17 protein-coding genes are annotated in these 19,380 nt (G+C 73.8%); 7 read left to right on the forward strand and 10 right to left on the reverse strand.

Features of this window, described 5'->3' with window-relative positions; genetic code table 11:
• Positions 1–84: 84 nt before the first annotated feature.
• Together RZ84_RS14180 and RZ84_RS14185 are read right to left on the reverse strand one after the other, a co-directional pair.
• On the reverse strand, positions 85–570 hold the full coding sequence (locus RZ84_RS14180) for an ATP-binding protein (RefSeq protein WP_043264626.1): 486 nt from the start codon (positions 568–570) through the stop codon (positions 85–87).
• A 172-nt stretch (positions 571–742) separates the two neighbouring features.
• Entirely contained in the window at positions 743–1,111 is a 369-nt protein-coding gene (locus RZ84_RS14185) for an STAS domain-containing protein (RefSeq protein WP_039635822.1), read from the reverse strand.
• A gap of 270 nt (positions 1,112–1,381) precedes the next feature.
• Here RZ84_RS14185 and RZ84_RS14190 point away from each other — a divergent pair, with 270 nt between their 5' ends.
• Positions 1,382–2,320 carry an RNA polymerase sigma factor SigF gene (locus RZ84_RS14190; protein WP_043264627.1) on the forward strand — a complete coding sequence of 313 codons (939 nt, stop codon included), beginning with the start codon at positions 1,382–1,384 and terminating at the stop codon, positions 2,318–2,320.
• A gap of 103 nt (positions 2,321–2,423) precedes the next feature.
• On the opposite strand, the gene hutI is transcribed toward RZ84_RS14190, so the two are convergent.
• The 4 genes from hutI to hutU form a co-directional block, all read right to left on the reverse strand.
• Positions 2,424–3,605: an imidazolonepropionase gene (hutI, locus tag RZ84_RS14195; protein WP_043264628.1), complete on the reverse strand. Its 1,182-nt coding sequence runs from the start codon at positions 3,603–3,605 to the stop codon at positions 2,424–2,426.
• Positions 3,606–3,691: 86 nt separating this feature from the next.
• Positions 3,692–5,113 carry a formimidoylglutamate deiminase gene (locus RZ84_RS14200; RefSeq protein ID WP_107068272.1) on the reverse strand — a complete coding sequence of 474 codons (1,422 nt, stop codon included), beginning with the start codon at positions 5,111–5,113 and terminating at the stop codon, positions 3,692–3,694.
• Positions 5,114–5,130: 17 nt separating this feature from the next.
• The gene (locus RZ84_RS14205) at positions 5,131–6,372 is read right to left on the reverse strand and encodes an allantoate amidohydrolase (RefSeq protein ID WP_241778053.1); all 1,242 of its coding nucleotides are present in this window, start codon (positions 6,370–6,372) and stop codon (positions 5,131–5,133) included.
• 17 nt (positions 6,373–6,389) lie between these two features.
• Positions 6,390–8,054, reverse strand: a complete 1,665-nt coding sequence (gene hutU / locus RZ84_RS14210; protein ID WP_078893752.1) for a urocanate hydratase — start codon at positions 8,052–8,054, stop codon at positions 6,390–6,392.
• A gap of 215 nt (positions 8,055–8,269) precedes the next feature.
• Between hutU and RZ84_RS14215 the strand changes: the two genes are divergently transcribed.
• The 5 genes from RZ84_RS14215 (at position 8,270) to RZ84_RS14235 (ending at position 12,819) form a co-directional block, all read left to right on the forward strand.
• The gene (locus RZ84_RS14215; RefSeq protein ID WP_052229936.1) at positions 8,270–8,791 is read left to right on the forward strand and encodes a hypothetical protein; all 522 of its coding nucleotides are present in this window, start codon (positions 8,270–8,272) and stop codon (positions 8,789–8,791) included.
• Positions 8,788–9,138, forward strand: coding sequence for a transcriptional regulator (locus tag RZ84_RS14220; protein WP_043264632.1), 351 nt, complete (start codon positions 8,788–8,790; stop codon positions 9,136–9,138). Before RZ84_RS14215 ends, RZ84_RS14220 begins: the two co-directional genes overlap by 4 nt.
• Positions 9,139–9,146: 8 nt before the next feature.
• Positions 9,147–10,139, forward strand: a complete 993-nt coding sequence (locus tag RZ84_RS14225) for an ABC transporter ATP-binding protein (protein ID WP_052230482.1) — start codon at positions 9,147–9,149, stop codon at positions 10,137–10,139.
• A gap of 80 nt (positions 10,140–10,219) precedes the next feature.
• Positions 10,220–11,128, forward strand: a complete 909-nt coding sequence (locus RZ84_RS14230) for an ABC transporter permease (protein WP_078894632.1) — start codon at positions 10,220–10,222, stop codon at positions 11,126–11,128.
• A 356-nt stretch (positions 11,129–11,484) separates the two neighbouring features.
• Positions 11,485–12,819: a type III PLP-dependent enzyme domain-containing protein gene (locus tag RZ84_RS14235; protein ID WP_043264634.1), complete on the forward strand. Its 1,335-nt coding sequence runs from the start codon at positions 11,485–11,487 to the stop codon at positions 12,817–12,819.
• A gap of 88 nt (positions 12,820–12,907) precedes the next feature.
• On the opposite strand, the gene RZ84_RS14240 is transcribed toward RZ84_RS14235, so the two are convergent.
• From RZ84_RS14240 to RZ84_RS14255, 4 genes are all read right to left on the reverse strand, one after another.
• A complete protein-coding gene (locus RZ84_RS14240) occupies positions 12,908–13,885 on the reverse strand; it encodes a MurR/RpiR family transcriptional regulator (RefSeq protein WP_241777703.1) in 978 nt (325 codons plus the stop codon).
• Positions 13,886–14,148: 263 nt separating this feature from the next.
• The gene (locus tag RZ84_RS14245) at positions 14,149–15,633 is read right to left on the reverse strand and encodes an aromatic amino acid lyase (protein WP_043264635.1); all 1,485 of its coding nucleotides are present in this window, start codon (positions 15,631–15,633) and stop codon (positions 14,149–14,151) included.
• A 261-nt stretch (positions 15,634–15,894) separates the two neighbouring features.
• Positions 15,895–16,965, reverse strand: coding sequence for a sigma-70 family RNA polymerase sigma factor (locus RZ84_RS14250; protein WP_052229938.1), 1,071 nt, complete (start codon positions 16,963–16,965; stop codon positions 15,895–15,897).
• A 254-nt stretch (positions 16,966–17,219) separates the two neighbouring features.
• Positions 17,220–18,272: a LacI family DNA-binding transcriptional regulator gene (locus tag RZ84_RS14255; RefSeq protein WP_043264636.1), complete on the reverse strand. Its 1,053-nt coding sequence runs from the start codon at positions 18,270–18,272 to the stop codon at positions 17,220–17,222.
• A gap of 228 nt (positions 18,273–18,500) precedes the next feature.
• Between RZ84_RS14255 and RZ84_RS14260 the strand changes: the two genes are divergently transcribed.
• The coding region (locus tag RZ84_RS14260; RefSeq protein ID WP_241777704.1) for an amidohydrolase at positions 18,501–19,380 on the forward strand (880 nt) is incomplete at its 3' end.

The raw sequence follows: 19,380 nt of genomic DNA on the forward strand, positions 1-19,380 counted from the left end.
AGCCGAATCGGGCTGCGGGGGCCCGGATACGACGAAGCGCGGGCCCACGGGCCCGCGCTCTGCTCGCCGCCTGCTCACCCGCCGTCAGGACGGCGCGGCGAGTTCCGCCCACACGGTCTTGCCCGCGCCGTCGGTGTTGCGCACCACGCCCCAGTCCAGGCAGAGCCGCTGCACGATGAACATGCCGTGGCCGCCGGGGCGTCCGGGGCGGTGCGGGCTGCGCGGCGCCGGCGAACCCGCGCCCAGGTCGCTGACCTCCAGGCGCAGCACCTTGGCCGTACAGCGCAGCCGCAGCTCCTCGGGGCCCTCGGCGTGCAGGCAGGCGTTGGTCACCAACTCCGAGACGACGAGCAGCACATCCTCGGCCGCGGCACGCTGGTCGGCGTTGCCGGCCGGCAGCCAGCCCCAGTCGTGCAGGGCCTCCCGCGCGAAGTCGCGGGCCCGCGCCACGGCGCCCCGGGTGCCCGCCAGGCGCAGCCGGCGGATCTGGCCCGCCGGGGCGGCGGAAGCACCGGCGCCGCCCGGCTCCGGGCCGAGATCGCCCGGCGGGTACGGCCGGGTGGTGCTCATCAGCGCTTCACCTCACCGATTCGCCATTTCACGGAAAACAACTAACTGACTGATTCAACGGATTCAGGTGTCTCCTGCCCGAGCGGACCGTGAGAACACCCACTTCTTGGGTGCGGAAGTTGTGACACGGACTACGTGCCCGGAATACAACCATCCGGACACCGCGGCCGGGTCAGTCGGCCAGGGCCGCGTCGAGTGAGTCGTGCACCGTGAAGACCGCCTCCGCGCCGGTGATCTCGAAGACCCGGGCGACCACCGGCTGCATCCCGGCCAGATGGACCCCGCCCCCCGCGGCCTCGGCTTTCAGACGCGCACCGAGCAGGACGTTCAGCCCGGTGGAATCCATGAATTCAAGGGGTGAGCAGTCCACCACGAGGCGTGCATATCCGTCGTCGACACAGCCTTCCAGTGACTCACGCAACAGATCCGCGGTGTGGTGATCGAGCTCACCCGCGACGGTCACGACCGCGCTGGCGCCGTGATGGCGGATCTCGACGTGAAGCCGGCCCCGGCTCGCACTGCCGACCGTCCCGCGGTCCATCCGCGCGCACCCCTTGCTGCCTAGACGACTGTTTTGCTTACGACACTGCTTGCGACTGCGCTTGAAGAACCCTACGCCTTCATGACGCCCACCGGTAGCCAAACAATGGGCATATCGCCGAAATACGGACATCGCGCACTTGCCATCTTCAGGCAAAGCCAGGTAGGCGTAGAAGGACACATTCGAAACGGCCGGCTTTGGAGGCGCCGCACACCGCAGTTTCACGTAGAGGCATCGGCAGCCATATGCCGAGAACGATGGAGGAGACCCATGTCACCCCGGCTCGACGAATTGCGCACCGAAGACACCCGGAGCCCCGCATCGTCGACACCCCCGTCCGACCCGATCGGGCACATCCCTTCCCAGCCGCACGCCGCCGAATCCGATCCGGCGGATTTGACTGAGATCGACGGTCTGCCCGAGATCCCGCCGTTCGACGAGGTGGGTCCGGTTGACGCGAGGGCCTTGTCGAAGACCCTCTTCGAGCGCATGGAGTCGCTGGAAGAAGGCACCCACGAATACGCGTACGTCCGCAACACCCTGGTCGAGCTCAACCTCGCGCTGGTGAAGTTCGCGGCCTCCCGGTTCCGCTCCCGCAGCGAACCCATGGAGGACATCGTCCAGGTCGGCACCATCGGCCTGATCAAGGCGATCGACCGCTTCGAACTCAGCCGCGGCGTGGAGTTCCCGACGTTCGCGATGCCGACCATCGTCGGCGAGATCAAACGCTTCTTCCGCGACACCAGTTGGTCGGTGCGCGTACCGAGGCGACTGCAGGAACTCCGCCTGGACCTGGCCAAGGCGGGCGACGAGCTGGCGCAGAAGCTGGACCGCGCGCCCACCGTGAAGGAGCTCGCCGAGCGCCTCGGCATCACCAATGACGAGGTCGTCGAAGGGATGGCCGCGAGCAACGCGTACACCGCGAGTTCGCTGGACGCCCAGCCCGAGGAGGACGACAGCGAAGGCGCGCTGGCCGACCGCATCGGCTACGAGGACCACGGCCTCGAAGGCATCGAGTACGTCGAGTCGCTCAAGCCGCTGATCGCCGAACTCCCGTCGCGGGACCGGAAGATCCTCTCGCTGCGGTTCGTCGCCAACATGACGCAGTCCGAGATCGGCGAGGAGCTGGGCATCTCCCAGATGCACGTCTCCCGGCTGCTCTCCCGCACCCTCGTACGGCTCCGCAAGGGCCTGATGATCGAGGAGTAGCCCCGCGGTCGCGGCCGGCCCCCGCGGCCGGCGTCGCCCGTGCACACGAGGGCCCGCCCCGGATACGTCCGGGACGGGCCCTCAGTGCGTTCGCGCGACGCTCTCAGAGGCGAACGCCCTTGTGCCAGACGTCCGTTACCAGCGGCACGCCCGGCCGGTAGGCGAGGTGGACGTGCGAGGGCGCGTCCAGCAGGAGGAGGTCGGCGCGGGCGCCGGGGGCGATCCGGCCGACGTCGGTGCGGCGCAGCGCGCGGGCGCCGCCGGCGGTCGCCGACCAGACCGCCTCGTCCGGCGTCATCCCCATGTCGCGGACGGCCAGCGCGATGCAGAACGGCATGGAACTGGTGAAGGACGAGCCGGGGTTGCAGTCCGTGGAGAGCGCGACGGTGGCGCCGGCGTCGAGCAGCGGGCGGGCGTCGGGCCACGTGGCGCGGGTGGAGAACTCGGCTCCCGGCAGCAGGGTGGCGACGGTGTCGGACTGGGCGAGGGCGTCGATGTCGGCGTGGCTGAGGTGGGTGCAGTGGTCGGCGGAGGCGGCGCCGAGCTCGACCGCGAGCTGGACGCCGGGGCCGTGGCCGAGCTGGTTGGCGTGCACCCGCGGCACCAGGCCCCTGGCCTTGCCCGCGGTGAGGACGGCGCGCGCCTGGTCGCCGTCGAAGGCACCGCGCTCGCAGAAGACGTCCACCCAACGGGCGTGCGGGGCACAGGCGTCCAGCATGGGGCCGGTGACGAGTTCGACATAGCCGGCCGGGTCGTCGGCGTAGTCGGGCGGGACGATGTGCGCGCCGAGGAAGGTGACCTCGTCGGTGTGCGCGGCGGCGATGCGCAGCGCGCGGGCCTCGTCCTCGACGGTGAGGCCGTAACCGGACTTGGTCTCCTGCGTGGTGGTGCCCTGGCGCAGGCCCTCGGCGAGGTAGCGGGCGACGTTGGCGTGCAGTTCGTCGTCGCCGGCGGCGCGGGTGGCGGCGACGGTGGTGCGGATGCCGCCGGCGGAGTAAGGGCGGCCGGACATACGGGCGTTGAACTCGGCGGTGCGGTCGCCGGCGAAGACCAGGTGGGAGTGGGAGTCGACGAAGCCGGGGAGCCCGGCGCGGCCGGCCGCGTCGACCGCATTGTCAGTGGCGGGTGCTTTGCTGGACGTACCGACCCAGGCGATGCGGTCGCCTTCGATGACGACCGCGGCGTCCTGGATCAGACCGAGGGGGCCTGCACCGAGGGAGGGGTCGTTGGTGACGAGCTGGGCGATGTGGGTGATGGCGGTGGTCGGCGCGGAGGTCGTCGTCATCGCGGGGGTGCTCTCCTTCGTCCGCGGTCGGCGCGGGCCGGGCGTCGTGGGGGTGCAGCCCGGCGGTGGCTGGGGGCGGGTGGGGGTCAGCCGCGTACGGCGGCGATGGAGTCGGCGAGGGCGGTGGGCACGTCGGGGACGCGGGTGTGCACACCGTCCCGGACGATCTGCCGGCCGGCCACGACGGTGTGCCGCACATCTGCCGCGGAGGCGGCGAATACGGCCGTCTCGGCGCCCAGTCGGGGCAGCGGTCCGGCAGTGCGTACGGAGTCCAGCGCGATCGTGGTGAGGTCGGCGAGCGCGCCGGGTGCCAGGGTGCCGGCGTCGTCCCAGCCCAGGGCGGCGTGCCCGTCGGCGGTGGCGGCGCGCAGCAGGGCGGCGGCGGTCCAGTGGCCCCGGGTGCGGGTGCGCAGCCGCTCGTCCAGCTCCATGGCGCGGGCCTCTTCGAGCAGGTCGATGACGGCGTGGCTGTCGCTGCCCAGGGAGAGCGGGCTGCCCTGCGCCTGGAGCGCCACGGCCGGGCCGATGCCGTCGGCGAGGTCCCGCTCGGTGGTGGGGCACATGCAGACGCCGGTGGCGCTCCCGCCGAGCAGGGCGATGTCCTCGTCGGTGAGGTGGGTGGCGTGCACGGCGGTGGTGCGCGGGCCCAGCACTCCGCGCTCGGCCAGCAGTTGGGTGGGGGTCCGGCCGTGGGCCGCGCGGCAGGCGTCGTTCTCGGCGGTCTGCTCGGAGAGATGGACGTGCAGCGGTGCCCGCCGCTCCCGCGCCCAGTCGGCGACGGTGCCCAACTGCCCGGCGGGTACGGCGCGTACGGAGTGGACGGCGGCGCCGATCCGGGCGTGCTCGCGGCCCTTGAGGGCGTCGGCGCGCTCCGCCCAGGCGTCCGCGGTGCCGTCCGAGAAGCGCAGCTGGTGCCGGTTGGGCGGGTCGCCGAAGCCGGCGGAGAGATAGGCGGTGTCGAGGAGGGTGATCCGGATTCCGGCGTCGGCGGCTGCCGCGATCAGCGCCTCGCCCATCGCGTTGGGGTCGTCGTAGCGGGAGCCGCCGGGTGCGTGGTGGAGGTAGTGGAACTCGCCGACGCAGGTGATGCCGGCGAGCGCCATCTCGGCGTAGACGGCGCGGGCGAGCTGGAAGTAGCTCTCGGGGGTGAGTTTGTCGGCAACGCCGTACATGACTTCGCGCCAGGTCCAGAACGAGTCCGGCGCACGCCCCGTGCCTTCCATCGCACTTCCCCACTGCTGTGGGGGTGATCCGGCGTGACTGTGCGCTGTGGTGAGACCGGGCAGGGAGAAGTCACTTGCCTGGACAGTGCCACGCAACGCGCGGTGGAAGGCATGGCTGTGCGTATTGCACATGCCGGGAATCGTCAGTCCGCGCAGTGCCGCCGCGCCCGGTGGCGGCGTGGGCGTCCCGGTGCGGACGGCCGTGATCCGGCCGTCCGCCACCTCCACGGTCACGCCCGACTCGACGTGGGTGCCGAGCCAGGCGTGCTCCAGCCAGTACGTCATCGGTGTTGCCTGCGGCGTCAGCGGCACGCCAGCCCCTCCAGTACGTCGGCGAGTGCGGTGACCCCGGCGACGCAGTCGTCCTCGGTCGCCGCTTCGGCGGGCGAGTGCGAGACGCCGGTGGGGTTGCGGACGAACAGCATGGCCGTGGGGACGGTTCCGGACAAAATACCGGCGTCATGGCCGGCGCCGGTACCGAGGACGGGCACCGGCCGCTCGGCCCGCTTGCCGAGGATCGCGCCCAGTTCGTCCCGCAGGGCGTGCTGGAACTCCACGACCGGGGTGAAGGATTCCCGTACGACGCTCAGCTCGACGCCGTCGCGGGCGGCGCGTTCGGCGGCGGCCTGCTCGATGCCGTCGATCACGGTGTCCAGGGTGTCCTGGCCGGCGGCGCGGGCGTCCAGCCAGCCCCGGACCAGCGAGGGGATGGCGTTGACGCCGTTCGGCTCGACGCTGATCTTCCCGAAGGTGGCCAGGGCACCGGCCATCCGGGCCTGTTCGCGGGCGGCGAGCACGGTCGCGGCGTAGGAGAGCATCGGATCGCGGCGGTCTGCCAGCCGTGTGGTGCCGGCGTGGTTGGCCTCGCCGCGGAAGTCGAACCGCCAGCGGCCGTGCGGCCAGATAGCGGAGGCGATGCCGACCGGGGCGCCCGAACCCGCGGCGGAGCCGCTGTCGTACAGAGCCAGGGCGCGGCCCTGCTCGACGTGGAGTTCGACGAACGCGCCGATGGCGGCGAGCCGTTCCGGGTCCGGGCCGATGGCCTCGGGGTCGTATCCGGCGCGCTCCATGGCCTGCGGGAGGGTGACGCCGTCGCCGTCGCGCAGCCGGTGCGCGGCCTCGGTGGTCAGCGCCCCGGCGGCGAGCCGGGAGCCGACGCAGGCCAGGCCGAAGCGGGCGCCTTCCTCGTCGCCGAAGTTGACGATGGCCAGCGGCTTGCCGAACTCCGCTCCCCGCCGCCGGAGTTCGTCGAGTGCGGCGAAGGAGGAGACGACGCCCAGCGGGCCGTCGAAGGCGCCGCCGTCCGGTACGGAGTCCAGGTGCGAGCCGGTGACGACGGCCTCGCCGGGGGCCACGTCCCGCGAGGTGGTGGCGCCGAGCCAGGCCCACTGGTTGCCGTTGCGGTCCAGTTCGTAGGCGAGCCCGCGGGCCTCGGCCTGCGCCCGGAACCACGCCCGGCAGTCGGTGTCCGCGCCGGTCCAGGCGAAGCGCCGGTAGCCCCCGGAGGAGGAGTCGCGGCCGATGGGCCGCAGCTCCTCCCACATCTCGTGGAACGAGGAGCTCACGCGCCCTCGCCCTCGCGCATCGGGATCCGGACGCCGCGCTCGGCGGCCACCTCTTCGGCGCGCTCGTAGCCCGCGTCGACGTGCCGGATGACGCCCATGCCGGGGTCGTTGGTGAGCACCCGGCGGATCTTCTCGCCGGCCAGCGGCGTGCCGTCGGCGACCGTGACCTGTCCGGCGTGGATCGAGCGGCCCATGCCGACGCCGCCGCCGTGGTGCAGCGAGACCCAGGAGGCGCCGGAGGCGACGTTGACCATGGCGTTGAGCAGCGGCCAGTCGGCGATCGCGTCCGAGCCGTCCTTCATGGCCTCTGTCTCGCGGTAGGGGGAGGCGACGGAGCCGCAGTCGAGGTGGTCGCGGCCGATGGCCAGCGGCGCCTTCAGGGTGCCGTCGGCGACCATCTCGTTGAACCGCTCGCCGGCCTTGTCGCGTTCCCCGTAGCCGAGCCAGCAGATCCGGGCGGGCAGGCCCTGGAAGTGGACCCGCTCCCCCGCCAGCGTGATCCAGCGGGCCAGCGACTCGTTCTCCGGGAAGAGGTCGAGGATGGCGCGGTCGGTGGCCGCGATGTCGGCCGGGTCGCCGGAGAGCGCGGCCCAGCGGAACGGCCCCTTGCCCTCGGCGAAGAGCGGCCTGATGTAGGCGGGGACGAAGCCGGGGAAGGCGAACGCGCGCTGGTATCCGGCGAGTTGGGCCTCGCCGCGGATGGAGTTGCCGTAGTCGAAGACCTCGGCGCCGGCGTCCATGAAGCCGACCATGGCCTCGACGTGCCGGGCCATCGACTCGCGGGCGCGCTGGGTGAAGTCGGCGGGCTTCTCGGCCGCGTAGGCCGCCATGTCGGCGAAGTCGATGCCGACGGGCAGGTAGGCGAGCGGGTCGTGGGCGCTGGTCTGGTCGGTGACGATGTCGATCGGGGCGCCCTCGGCGAGCATCTGCGGGAGGAGTTCCGCGGCGTTGCCGAGCAGGCCGATGGAGAGCGGCTCGCGCCGGTCGCGGGCCTCGACGGCGAGCTGGAGGGCGTGCTGGAGGCCGTCGGCCTTCACGTCCAGGTAGCGGTGCTCGATACGGCGCTCGATGGCGCGGGGGTCGCAGTCGATGCAGATCGCGACGCCGTCGTTCATGGTGACGGCGAGCGGCTGGGCGCCGCCCATGCCGCCGAGCCCGGCGGTGAGGGTGATGGTCCCGGCCAGCGATCCGCCGTACTTCTTGGCCGCGACCGCCGCGAACGTCTCGTAGGTGCCCTGGAGGATGCCCTGCGTCCCGATGTAGATCCACGAACCGGCCGTCATCTGGCCGTACATGGTCAGACCGAGGGCCTCCAGGCGGCGGAACTCGTCCCAGTTGGCCCAGTCGCCGACGAGGTTGGAGTTGGCGATCAGCACCCGCGGCGCCCATTCGTGCGTCTGCATCACGCCGACCGGCTTGCCGGACTGGACGAGCATCGTCTCGTCCTGCTTGAGCGTGGTCAGGGTGCGCACCATCGCGTCGAACGAGCGCCAGTCGCGGGCGGCCTTGCCGGTGCCGCCGTAGACGACGAGCTGGTCCGGGTGCTCGGCCACCTCCGGGTCGAGGTTGTTCTGGAGCATCCGCAGCGCGGCTTCCTGCTGCCATCCCCGAGCACTCAGCTCCGTACCGCGCGGTGCCCGCACGGGTCGCGGTCCCGACATGGGCCGTGCCTCCCTGACATCGAATGGATTGAGCTATTCACATCCTGACTTCGCTGAATAGTGCTAGTCAACAGGGCAGGACGGGCCATTTCGACTTGCCCGCCGGGAAAGCCGGTGATAACTTTCCCAGTAGGCAAGTAAACGCGGGGGCGGTCCGGCCTGATCCGGTCCAGTGCGCCCCGGCGGTCCAGCAACGTCTTCGGGGAGGCGATGGCATGACCACCACGGTGGATGCCGAGCGGGCCTGGCAGGATCTCCAGCGGATCCGGGTACCGCAGGAGCGGGTGTACGACGAGATCGAGCGGTCCGCACACGGCGACCCCAAGGCGACCTACCTCACGGCCGCGATCATGTGGGTCTTCCTCGCCACCATGGGGCTCAAGCTCCCGGGGTGGGGCCTGTGGCTGACGCTCGCCGCCTATGTCGGCATCCTGGGCGGGCTGGCCGTCGTCTACAGCCGCCGCGCCCGGATGCGGCTGCACCGCTCCCGGTACAGCTGGCGCTCCTACGCCACGTTCGTCGCGGGCATGGTCGTCACCGGCGGCACGATCCTGCTCTCCGACCACCTGGCGGACACCTTCGCCCTGCCTTGTCCCAGCCTGATCACGGCCACCGCCGCAGCCGCCGCGTTCGTCCTCTTCACGGGACCGGCGAACCGCTGGGCGGTCAGCCCGCTCCGCAAACGTGCGCTGCGCGGCCACGCCACACAAGCCATTCACGAGGAGGCGGGCCTTTGAGCACCCCCACGGGCTTCGACGAACTGATCCATCCCTCCACCCGGTTGTCGGTGGTGGCCCTGCTGGCCGCCACGGAATGGGCCGACTTCCCGTTCATCCGCGACAGCCTCTCGCTCAGCGACTCCGCGCTCTCCAAGCAGCTGCACACCCTGGAGGAGGCCGAGTATCTGGAGATCCGGAAGGAGGGCGGCGGGCGCAAACGCCGCACCAAAGTACGGCTGACGGCCCGCGGGCGCACCGCCTTCGAAGGCCATGTCGCCGCTCTCCGCGCCATCGTCGAGGGCGCGGGCCCCGCGGCGGCGCAGCAGACGGCACCCGAACAGCAGCACGCGGAGGCGAGCCGATGACCGGCACCATGACCAGCACCCCCACCACACCCGCCGGATCCGGCCAACCGGTCGTCTCCGCACGGGACGTGCGGATGTCGTACGGCAGCACCGAGGTGCTCAAGGGCGTCGACCTGGACATCCACCGCGGGGAGGTCTTCGCCCTGCTCGGCCCCAACGGCGCCGGGAAGACCACCACGGTCGAGATCCTGGAGGGCTTCCGGCAGCGCTCCGGCGGCGAGGTCCGGGTCCTCGGCGAAGACCCGAAGCACGCCGACGACGCCTGGCGCGGCCGGATCGGCCTGGTGCTCCAGTCGTGGCGCGACCACCGCCGCTGGCAGGTCGCCGAGCTGCTGCGGCACTTCGCGACGTACTACCCCGATCCGCGCGACCCGGAGGAGCTGCTGGAGCTGGTCGGCCTCACCCACCGGGCCGGCCACCGGGTCGACCAGCTGTCCGGCGGCCAGCGGCGGCGCGTCGACGTCGCGCTCGGCATCGTCGGCCGCCCCGAGTTGCTCTTCCTGGACGAGCCCACCACCGGCTTCGACCCCGAGGCGCGCCGCGAGTTCCACGATCTGGTCGAGCGGCTGGCGCGCGACGAGGGCGTCACCGTCCTGCTGACCACCCATGACCTGGCCGAGGCCGAGCGGCTCGCCGACCGCATAGCGATGCTGGTCAACGGCCGGATCCGGGTCTGCGGCACACCGACCGAGCTCGCCCGGCGGGCCGCCGCCCAGGCGGAGGTCCGCTGGACTGCGGCGGACGGCGCCCCGCGCCGCGAGCGCACCGCGGATCCCTCCCGGCTGGTCTGGGAGCTGCACCGCGAGGCCGACGGCCCGATCGCCGACCTGGAGGTCCGCCGGCCGACGCTGGAGGACACCTATCTGCACATGGTGCACGAGCACGCCGCCGGCACCACCGGCGACCGGAGCGCCGCAGACACCGGGACCGGCCGAAACGCCGGAACCGCCGACAACACGGCCCTGACGGGCGCCGGGACGGGGGAGGAACGAGCCGCATGAGCGAGACGGACAGGACAGCGGTGCAGGACAGGACCGCGCAGAGCAGGGCCGCGCAGGACAGGACCACGCAGGACAGGATCATGCAGGGCAGGGCCGTAGGGGGCGGTGCCGGTGCGACGGGCCGCGCCCGTGGCCGGCGGCTTCGCTCGTGGCAGGCGGGGCTGCGGCGCGGCGGTATCGAGGTGCGTCATCTCCTGCGCAACCGCAAGGAGTTCGTCAGCTACCTCAGCAATGTGGTGGTCGCCCTGATGGTCGCCTCCTTCATCCATGACGACCTGCCCGGCACCCACATCCCCGCCGCGCATCTGACGATCGCCGGGTTCGCCGCCTATCTGCTGTTCCAGGTGGGGCTGATCAACCTCCCGCAGATCCTGGTGACCGAGCGCGACGAGGGCACCCTGCTGCGGCTGCGGGCCACGCCCGGCGGCATACCGGCCTATCTCGTCGCCAAGTCGGTGCTGATCGTCGCCATGGCGGTGGGCATCATCGCCATCCTGCTGGGCGCCGCCGCGCTGTTCGTGAACGGGCCGCTGCCGCACAGCCCCGGCGGCTGGCTGACGCTGATATGGGTCACCGCCCTCGGCCTGCTCGCCGTCGTGCCGCTGGGCGCGGCCATCGGCGCCGTACTGCCCAACGCCCGCGAGGCGCTGGCGATGATCATGCTGCCCGCGATGGCGCTGCTGGTGACCTCGGGGGCCATGTTCCCGATCAGCCAGCTGCCGGTTGTGGTGCAGAACGTGGCGTCGGTCTTCCCGCTCCGGTGGATGGCGCAGGGCGTGCGCTCGGCCCTGCTGCCGGATGCCGCGCGGGCCGCGGAGCTGTCCGGCTCCTGGCAGCTGCCCACGGTCGCCCTGGTGCTGGCCGGCTGGGCCGTCGCGGGCTTCCTGCTCGCCGTCCCGCTGCTGCGCCGCGCCGCCCGCCGCGAGTCCGGCTCCCGGCTGACGGCGCGCCAGGACAAGGCACGGCTCAGCGGCGCTCCGGCGGCATAGGGCCTGACCGGTGGGGCAGGGTCGGGACCTCGACGCCCGGCACGGCCCCGCCCCTGCCCCACCGGAAAGGCCCCGGCGGCCGGGGAACGGCGGACCGGGAGCCGCCCCGGACAGCTGCGGTGCCGGGGCACGCCCCGGCACCGCCTGGTGCACCGTGCCGTGCCGCCCCATCCCCGGCGGCGCGGCACGGCCCCGGTACGGGAGCCGTCCGGCACGATCCCGGCGCCACGATCGACGCACAAGATCCGCGGCGCCACGATCAGCGCACAAGATCGACACAGCATCGACACCGGAAACGTCCCGACCACCCCGTTCGTCCGTGGCACGAGGGCCCCGCCGGATGATGAAGTTGAGGCATGACCCTCACGGACCGAGACCGTGCCGTTCAGGCAGCCATTGCGCAGGGGCTGGTGAGCCCGGGGCAGCCGGTGGCCGGTTTCCTCGACATCCCCGGGATCCGCAGATCGGCCGCCGAACTCCGCTCCGCCTTCGAGGAGTTCACCGCCCCCGGCGCCCCGGTCCTGCACGCCTTCGCGGTGAAGGCCGCCTCGCTCGTGCCGGTACTCAGACTGCTCGCGCAGGAGGGGCTCGGCTGCGAGGTGGCCAGCCCCGGCGAGCTGGCGCTGGCCCGGGCCGCCGGTGTCCCGGCCCGGCACACGGTCCTGGACTCTCCTGCCAAGACCCTCGCCGAGCTGCGGGAGGCGCTCGCCCTGGGCATCGCGGTCAATGTCGACAACCACGAGGAACTGGCCCGTATCGACCGGATGATGGCCTCGGCCCCGTCCACCGCGCCGATCGGGCTGCGGATCAATCCGCAGCTCGGCGGCGGCGCCATCGGCGCGATGAGCACCGCCACCGACACCTCCAAGTTCGGCGTCCCGCTGCGGGACGCGGGCGCCCGGGACTGGATCGTCCGGGCCTTCCTCGACCGCCCGTGGCTGACCCGGCTGCACGGCCACGTCGGCTCCCAGGGCATGCCGCTGGAGCGGATGGCCGAGGGCGTACGGGCGCTGTACGAACTCGCCGAGGAGGTCAACGAGAAGGCCGGCCGGGCGCAGATCACCACCCTCGACATCGGCGGCGGCCTGCCCGTCAACTTCTCGTCGGACGCCGTCTCCCCGACCTACCGCGACTACGCCGCCGTCCTCCGCTCGGCGGTCCCCGGGCTGTTCTCCGGGCGCTACGGCCTGGTCACCGAGTTCGGCCGCTCACTGCTGGCGAAGCACGGCACGGTCCTGGCCCGCGTCGAGTACGCGAAGTGGGCCGGCGGGCGCCCGATCGCCCTGACCCACGCCGGCGCCCAGGTCGCCACCCGTACCGTCTTCGCCCCCGAGTCCTGGCCGCTCCGGGTCGCCGCCTACGACGCCGCCGGCCGCCCCAAGACGGGCGCCCCGGTGCCGCAGGACATCGCGGGACCGTGCTGCTTCGCCGGCGACCTGGTCGCCGAGAACCGCCCGCTCCCGCTCCTGGAGTCCGGCGACCACGCCGCCCTCCTGGACACCGGCGCCTACTACTTCTCCACCCACTTCGCCTACAACTCCCTGCCCCGGCCGGGCGTGTACGGCTATGCGACCGCCCCCGACGGCAGCGTCCGCTTCGCCACGGTCCGCACCCCGCAGACCCTCGAAGAGATCACCGCGGAGAGCGGCGGCGCGCAGGCGAACGAGCTGCGGAGGCTCGGGCTGGGGTGACGACAGCCGGCCCGGCCGGCACCGCCCCCGCGGCTCACCCCGCTCACACCCCTCACGCTCCTCACACCCCTCATGCTCCTCACACCGCTCACTCCACGAACAGGCCCCGCTCCGCCGCCGTCGCGTCGAACTCCTCCAGGCGGGCCTGGGCGTCCGGGAGGGCGTCGCACATGGCCTCCAGGAGGACGCGGCCCAGGAGCATGGGGGCACAGGCCGTGTCGAAGGCCAGGCCGGTGCCGACCGGCGTCGGCAGGAGCAGGTCGGTGTGGTGGGCGACGGGGGCGAAGGCGCTGTCGGCGACGGTGACGACCGTCAGGCCGGCGGAACGGGCGTACTCCAGCGCGTCGACGACCTCGCGGGGGTGGCGGGGCAGCGCGAAGCAGATCAGGGCGGTGGCGCCGGCGCGTACCGCGGCGTCGATGCGGTCGGTGAGCATGGTGCCGCCCTCGTCCAGGAGCCGGACGTCGGGGTGGACCTTGCGGGCGAAGTAGGCGAAGCCGGCTGCCTGGGCGGTGGCGGCGCGCAGCCCGAGGACCGGCAGCGGGCGGGAGGCCGCGAGGAGCCGGCCGGCCTCGATCACCGGCCCGGGGTCGGCGAGGGCGTCGGAGAGGTGCCGGAGGTTGTCGATCTCCTCCTGAACGGCCTGCTGGTACTCGTTGTACGCGCCGGTGTCGCCGGGCTTCTCGGCGGGGGCGACATCGCGCAGGTGCCGGCGGAGCGCCGGGTAGCCGTCGAAGCCGAGGGCGACCGCGAAGCGGGTGACGGACGGCTGGCTGACCCCGGCCAGTTCGGCGAGTTCCACGCTGGAGAGGAACGGCGCGTCGGCGGCCCGCCGCACCATGCAGTGTGCGATCCGGCGCTGGGTGGGCGTCAGCCGGTGCCCCTCGAAGAGCCGCTGGAGGCGGGCGGCGGTGCCGGTGGTGGTGGCGGCGGTGGCGTCGGCGGGTGCGTCCCGCTCCGCGTCGCCGGCCGCACCGGGACGCACCGCTGGTGCCGTGCCGGCCGGCGCCGGACCCGTACGCCTCTCGTCGGCCGCGGCGGTGCGGCCACCGTTGTCCCCGCTCATCGCCTCTTCTTCCCGCCCCGGCCGGGGCCTTGTCGTGTGTCGACCGACTGTACGTAATTCCCGGCCCGAGCCGGTGCCGGCTCCGCGCCGGGGGCCGGATCCGGCCTCCTGCGGGCACGGGATCCGGAAGGCCCGGACCGCACCCCGCGGACGGACCGCGCGCCGCCGCCCGCCGTGGCCGGGCGCACCGCCCGCACCCCGTACGGCGCCCGCCCGGGACGCGTCGGCCCGCGTGCCACCGCCCGCCTCATCCCGCCACCCCCTCAGACCGCCGCCAGCCGGTCCAGCAGCGCCCCGGCCGCCGCCACGTCCTCCGTCAGCGGGCGGTCCGCCATCCGGGCGTCGAGGGCCCGGGCGGCGATCCGGAAGGCGGCGGCCAGCGGGACGTCCGGCTCGGGCTCCAGCGACCGCAGCCGCAACGCCCGTACGGCGGCCACGAGTTCGCAGGCCAGGACATGCCGGTAGGGGCGGCAGGCGCGCAGGGTCTGGCGGGCGGCCAGGGAGGCGAAGCTGGCCTGCTCCTCGACGCCCCGGGAGAGGACGGCGTCGCCGAGGGAGGCCGGGTGGCAGACCGCCCGCAGCTCGCCGAGCGCGGCGCCGGCGGCGTATTCGAGGATCATGACGCCCGAGCTGGCGGGGGCCGCGTCGCCCAGGAAGGGGCGCAGCCGGGTGAGGTCCGGTTCGGAGAGCGCGGCGAGCCGGGCGGTGGAGAGCCGGGCGGTCTGCAGGACGGCCAGCCGGAAGGCGTCCAGGGCGAGCGCGGGGTGCGCGGCGTAGAAGTTGCCGTGGTGGTAGGCGGCCCGGTCCTCGACGCTGATCAGGGGGTTCTCGGCGGCGGCGTTCAGTTCGACGGTGAGCACCGCGTCGAGCGCCTCGGCGGCGTCCAGGGCCGGGCCGTGGATCTGCGGGAGGCAGCGGAAGCCGTACGGGTCCTGGATGCGGCCCAGTGGCGGTGCGGGGCGGGCGGGGACGCCGGACAGGGCGCGGATACGGGCCGCGGCGGCGGCCGAGCCGGGGTGCGGTCGGGCGCGCACGACGGGCTCGGCGAACGCTTCGTAGGAGCCGCCGACGGCGAGGAGGGAGAGCGCGGCGACGGGGAGCGCGGCGGCCAGCAGGCGGCGCAGTTCGTCGAGGGCGAGCGCGGACTGGCCGAGGGTGAGGGCGTTGCTGCTGATCAGGGCCAGTGCGTCGTTGTTGTCGAGTGGGAGGGCGGCGGGCGGGTGGCCGCCGGGGGCACAGCGCCAGGGGTGTTCGCCGGCGAGCGCGAGACCGGTCTGGGCGAGGGCGGCGAGGTCGCCGGTGCCGACCGCGCCGTGTTCGTTGACGACGGGGTACGCGCCGGCGTCCAGGGCGGCGAGCAGGGAGGTGATGACGGCGGGGTTGAGGCCGGCGCCGCCCGCCAGCAGCTGGTTGGCGCGGACCGCGAGCATGGCGCGGACCTCGCGGCCGGGCAGCGGGTCGCCGATGGCGCCGGCGTGGCTGCGCAGCAGGCGCAGTCCGTGTGCGGCGTCGGCGGCCCCGACGTCCTCGGTGCGGTTGGCGCCGACACCGGTGCTGCGGCCGTAGACCCGGCCGGTGGCGGCGAGCCGGCGGGCGGGCCGCCAGGACTCCTCGGCACGGGCGAGGGCCTCCGGGTCCGGGGCGGCGGGGCGGGCGGCGCGCTCGGCGAGGGCGGCGACGTCGGCGGTGCGCAGCCCGCTGCCGTCGAGCGTGATGCGCCTGCCGGTGTCCGGCACGGGGGAATCCACGGTGCTCAACTCCCTTGTGCAGCGCCGTTCGCGGACGTGAGCCGGCCGCCTCGTTCCGTACGGTGAGCGAATACCGTGAGCGGATACGGTGGCGGAAGGGACAGGCGTGGGACGGGGCATCGCCACGGGCGGTGCCGCCCGCGCCGCACCCCCACCCACCGACCGGTATTCACTCACCTATGACTCTGCATGACATTATGCAGACAGGGCAAGGGGACGCGGTCCGCGGCTCCGGGCGGGCCGCCGTGGCGGCGGGAGCCGTCAGCCCTCGCGCCCCTCGTATTCCTCCCCGCACTTCTCCTCGTACTCCCCGTACCGCATCGGCAGCCCGAACAGCGGGAACAGCCGCTCGGTGTCCAGGAAGGAGTTGAGTGCGGTGATCCGCCCGCCGGCGCACTCGATGACCTGGATCGCCCAGGGCGTGCCGTCAGCGCGGTACTGCCCGAAGGCCGGCATCCCGTTCGCGGACAGCGGCACCAGGCGCGACCCCGCGCAGCCGCAGCCCGGCCCCAGCATCCACCCGATGACGTCCGCCCGGCCGCGCAGCCACAGCGCGTACGGGGGCATGGAGAGCGTGGAGTCCTCGTGCAGTACGGCCGTCAGCGCCGCCATGTCGAAGCGCTCGAAGGCGTCCACATAGCGCTTCAGCAGCTCCTGCTGCGCCGCGTCCAGCGGTTCCGCCGGGGCGCCGGCGGTGTCGCCGGACGCGGCCAGGGTGGCGCGGGCCCGCTGGAGCGCGCTGTTGACCGAGGCGACCGAGCTGCCCAGCAGCTCCGCGACCTCGCTCGCCGACCAGCTGAGCACCTCCCGCAGGATCAGCACCGCCCGCTGCCGGGGCGCCAGCCGCTGGAGCGCGGAGACGAACGCCAGCCGGACCAACTCCCGGGCGACCGCGGTGTCCGCCGGGTCCCCGGCCCGGGCCAGCACCCGCTCGTCCGGCACCGGCCCGATCCAGGTCGTCTCGGGCAGACCGGTCCCCACCGGTGCGTCCACACCCGACGGGGACGCGAGATCCATCGGACGGGCCCGCCGCCGGCTGCCCTTGAGCAGGTCCAGGCAGACGTTGGTGGCGATCCGGTACAGCCAGGACCGCAGCGACGCCCGGCCCTCGAACCGGGCGTAGCCGCGCCAGGCCCGCACCATGGTCTCCTGTACGGCGTCCTCGGCCTCGAACGCGGACCCGAGCATCCGGTAGCAATAGCCGGTCAACTCCGTGCGGTGCGCCTCCAGCCGGTCCGCCAACTCCCCCGGCACCGCCTGCCGTTGCGCACCGTCCGGCGCCGCGTCCCGGTCCGCCGCGGTGCCGTGCGCGCTCGTCGTGGACTGCTTCATGAGGACCCCGCCATTCCGCCCGTCTGCCGGCCGCCGGCATACGGGCCGCACGCTACCGGAGGGCCGGGCACCGGTCTCCTCCCCCGCCCCGCACCGCGCGACCGGTGCCGTGGAGGCCGCGGGCGGTGCCGCACGCCGCGGCGGCCCGGTGCTCCGGCAGCCGTGGCCCGACCCGTCGGACGGTTGCCGACAGTTCCCACAGGTCCCAAAAGTTCCTGGACGCCGCAGACGCCGCCAGACGCCGCCCGACGCCGTCAGACGCCGTCCGGCGCCCGCAGGGCCGAGCCCCGCTCCGAGAGGCGCGGGGCGCACAGGATCCGCTTGCGGCGGACCCGGCGGCCCTCGATGGCGGCCACCGCCAGCCGGGCGGCTTCCTTGGCGATCTCGGTCAGCCCCCAGTCGACGGTGGTCAGCGGCGGGGTGAGGACCCGGGAGACCGGGTGGTCGTCGAAGCCGACGACGGAGATGTCGCGGCCGACGGCCAGTTCGGCCTCGGCGGCGGCTGCGTAGACGCCGTACGCGATGGAGTCGGAGAAGCAGAAGACGGCGGTGGGCGGGGCGAGGCCGGCGGCGCCGGTCCGGCGGCGGCCGGCCGGGCTGTTGGTCAGCACCCGCCGGGCGACGCCGGTCGCCTCGCCCAGCTCCTGGGCGCAGGGCACGACCTGGACGTCGATGCCCAGCCGGTCGGCCGCCTCGCGCACATAGACGTCGGCGGGGCGGTCGGGGGTGGAGGGGCCGGTGGGGGTCAGCACGGTGACCCGGCGGTGGCCCAGACCGCGGAGGTAGTCCAGTACGGCGTCGATGCCGGCGCGGTTGTCGAAGAGCACCTCCCCCGCCGTACGGGCCTGGCTGAGCGCGTCGCCGATGGAGACCACCGGCACCGCCTCGGCGATCTTCGCCCAGCCCTCGGCGGACGGGTCGACGGGGGAGACCAGCAGGCCGTCGACGCGCTGGTCGCGCAGCTGCTTGGCGAGCGCCAGTTCGCGCTCCGGGTCGCCGCCGGCGTCGAGGATCAGCGCATAGCGGTCGCCGGCCAGCAGCTCGCGCCCTATGGCCGCCATCAGCTGCTGCTGCCACAGGTCCTGGAGGTCGCCGGCCAGCACACCGACCGTGCTGGTCCGGCCGCTGACGAGGGCGCGGGCGATCGGGTCGGCCTCGTAACCGAGTTCGGCGGCGGCCTTGCGCACCCGCTCCTCGGTCTCCTTGGAGACGTGCTTGCCGCGCAGCGCGTAGGAGACGGCGGCGGTGGAGAGGCCGGTGGCCTCGGCCACCTCGCGGAGGGTGGTGCGCTTGTTGGGCCTGGCCATGTCCGGAAGCCTACCCAAGGGGGGCGACTCGCACCGCGTGCGCCCTTGACAGCGCCTCCGGTTAATCGCTTCACTTAAACGCATCAGTGAATCGGTTAAGTAGTGACCGGGCAGCGATCCGGCAGCGGTCCGGAAGTGGTCCAGCGGTCAGTGATCCGGCAGGGGTCGGGTCCCTGGTGATGGACCCCCGGTCCCGATCTCGCCCCGCCCGGCCCCGAGGGAGGGCCCGTGCCCGCCGACGTCCACCAGCACATCTGGCCGCCCGAGTTCGTGGCCCTGCTGCGCGCCCGCAGCACGCCGCCGCGGCTGGACGGCTGGACGCTGCACCTGCCCGGCGAGCCGCCGTACGCCGTCGACCCGGCCGACCACGACATCGCCGCCCGTACCCGGCTCGCCCGCGCCGACGGCCTCGATCTGGCCCTGGTGTCGCTCTCCAGCCCGCTCGGCATCGAGTACCTGCCGCCCGAGGAGGCCGGGCCGCTGCTCGCCGCCTTCCACGACGGTGCGCTGGACCTGCCCGCCCCGTTCGGCGTCTGGGCCTCCCCCTGCCTGTCCGCCCCAGAGCCGGACCCCGGGTCGGTGCGCCGCGAACTGGCCCGCGGCTGCGCCGGGTTGCAGCTCCCGGCCACCGCACTGCTCGACGCCGCGGGCTGGGCGCGCTGCGCCCCGCTGCTGGACGCCGCCGCCGCGCTGGACAGGCCGCTGTTCGTCCACCCCGGCGCGGCGCCGCCGGCCCCCGCGGGCGCACCTCCCTGGTGGCCCGCCCTCGTCCCGTACGTCCAGCAGCTGCACGCCGCATGGTTCGCCTTCCGCGCCTTCGGCCGGCCGCGCCATCCGGGGCTGCGGGTCTGCTTCGCCGCGCTCGCCGGGCTGGCTCCGCTGCACGGTGAGCGGCTGGTGGCGCGCGGCGGCCGGGACCGCGGCCGGGTGGACCGCGACGCGTTCTACGAGACGTCCTCGTACGGGACGCGTGCGGTGGACGCGGTCATCCGGGCCGTCGGCATCGATGTCGTCGTCAGCGGCAGCGACCGGCCGTACGCCCGGCCCGCCGCACCGTCGGCTCCCGTGATCCCCGGCCTCGGCGGGGGCGCCGCCGGCCCTGCCCTGC

Source organism: Streptomyces sp. CT34, assembly GCF_000805335.1.
Lineage (GTDB): Bacteria > Actinomycetota > Actinomycetes > Streptomycetales > Streptomycetaceae > Streptomyces.